The following is a 2147-nucleotide window of genomic DNA, read 5'->3' as shown; positions in this document are numbered from 1 at the left end:
GTGGCCAATACACATTGCGCATGGTCGAAGGCTGTATGACCTGCTCATCATGCGGCCATTCTAAATGCGGTTGATCTGGCGTGTCTGGCGTGTGTGAATGTGAGACCCACCATAACTTGGCCAATTAGGGGTGTTTTTTGACCACTCCACACAGATCAAATGACCACTGACAGTTTTGCTGTCGGTGGTTTTTTATATTTATCAGTATCTTACGGTATTTGGAGCGTTTCGGTGGTAAAACCAAATGCTATTTGGCAGTGTTCGACCCGGCCACTTGATTTTCGGTTCAGTTTGTTCCTTAAATGTTCCATCGAGCAACAGAGCATTTTATACTTAACTGCCGAACAACAACGTTTCTGGCCTCTGGCGTGACCCACTTGGGCCCGTGCTTTGAAAGGATGTCACCATGACGCTCTCGACGACGACCATTGGTCGGAACGAAGGGGCCGCGACATCACTTGGAGGAAGGCGATGACCAACAGCGACGATCTGGTGAAAGTGATGGAGATCATGGCGCGAGCGGTCGGTGCCCACGCCATCTGCAAATATAAGTATGATCGATTACGGATCGAATTTCCAAAACTGCCTGACAATGATGAACAAACGAAGGCTCTTTACGTGTTTGCAGATCTAATCGAGAAGGCGGCTGACTAGGAGGGGTTCGGGAGAAGGGGCTAAACGAAGTTATAGCGGATGTCGGGCGCATCGGTTAAGCTTTGCTGCGGATTATCAGAGCGCCATCGCGGAGCTGAATCGTGGCGATGGGCGGAGACATACAAAGCGACTGATCCATCTATACAACCGTTGACGCTCTGACTGCAGTCTTATGCCCTATTTAGCCTTGCCTTATTGGCATGCGTTGCGTGTGCCGCTGGTGTTGTCAGCGATAAATACCCCGATCCGCGATATGGTCTTTTAGCCGCTGTGCTCGCGGCAGCCGTTGGGTAGTTGCTACGACCGTGGCATACTACCTGGACGATCGCAACTACATTGGCTGACTATGAGGGACGAATTCCCCCCCTTCCGAGACGAGTTTATTGCCGGCCGGCTCGACGTTTGACAGCCTGATTATACGCTCAACAAAGTGCAACTAGCTCAAAAATATTAATTAACTTTACCCAATCACAATTTTAAGGTGTACTCACTTTAGATTTAAACTCGGAAATTGTAAATTGTTATGTGGTCAGACAACGAAACCGATATTGATTATTTAAACCATTCAGAAGTTGCAGAAATGATCTGCGAAATGATTTCTGACGATACGTTGTTACCGCTTTCAGTTGGCGTTTATGGAGGTTGGGGTGTTGGAAAGTCGAGCGTTTTACAGCTCGTCAACAAGCAACTTCTCGCAGAAGATAAAACGATAGTTATTGAATTTGATGCTAGGCTATATCAGGGCTTCGATGAAGCAAAATCTGCCCTGATGACAGTTATTGCACAGGCTTTGATTGAAGAAGCACCTGACGGCCTGAAAGAACAAGCAGCGGGGCTGTACAAGCGCGTTAATAAACTTAAGTTTTTAGGCCTTGGAGCGGAAGCGGGAATGGCCATGATGGGTCTGCCTGTCTTTGGCTTTGCATCCAAAATGATGGGATCATTGGGTGACATGGTTTCAGGCGAAGGTGGCCATCGGCAAAACGGATCGCATAACAATTGAAGGTCTCCCTGGCCGTATGCAGCAAGAGACTGAGGCTGGGTTTGTCATCCAGACAGACGACGAAAGGCAATTGGCGCTGCAATATACACACGAAGAATTAATGCGCTTAGACAATGCGCATCGTATTCGCATCGAACGAGGTTACTTCGACCCTCACTTTGCCGTGAAGCGTCAGTTGCAGGTGAGCACTGCCTGTAGCGGCCTCGCGACCGGCATTAAGACCCGTACCAACAAGAAGGAGGCCTATTGTCAGGCGTCGAACGATATGCGCCGCGACGGGCTCATGAAACTCACAGACGAGTCCATCAAAGCAAATATGTTCACGCTGATGGGCCGTGCCATTGAGTTGACTGACAATCTTAACCCTACGGGAAAAGATAAGTTACCGAAGTCGGAAGACTTCAGTATTTCCCCATCCGCGCGGACATTGCGTCGATGGGCGACTTTGGTCTTAACGGTCTCGTCGATCGTGTCGATAGTCGCGGTAACC

3 protein-coding genes are annotated in these 2147 nt (G+C 49.1%); all 3 read left to right on the top strand.

Going from position 1 to position 2147, the window contains the following annotated elements; translation table 11 throughout:
• The first annotated feature begins 471 nt into the window (after nucleotides 1-471).
• Nucleotides 472-654: a hypothetical protein gene (locus tag ACSHWX_RS18480; protein ID WP_435669677.1), complete on the top strand. Its 183-nt coding sequence runs from the start codon at nucleotides 472-474 to the stop codon at nucleotides 652-654.
• A gap of 523 nt (nucleotides 655-1177) precedes the next feature.
• Nucleotides 1178-1657, top strand: a complete 480-nt coding sequence (locus tag ACSHWX_RS18475) for a P-loop NTPase fold protein (RefSeq protein ID WP_435669676.1) — start codon at nucleotides 1178-1180, stop codon at nucleotides 1655-1657.
• Nucleotides 1602-2147: hypothetical protein (locus ACSHWX_RS18470; RefSeq protein WP_435669675.1), on the top strand; the 546-nt coding region annotated here is incomplete at its 3' end. The genes ACSHWX_RS18475 and ACSHWX_RS18470, both read left to right, overlap by 56 nt.

Source organism: Maritalea sp., from assembly GCF_051251695.1.
Classification (GTDB): Bacteria; Pseudomonadota; Alphaproteobacteria; order Rhizobiales; family Devosiaceae; genus Maritalea.
Note: the sequence above shows the minus strand (reverse complement) of the source record. Positions and strands in the feature narration are given on the sequence as shown.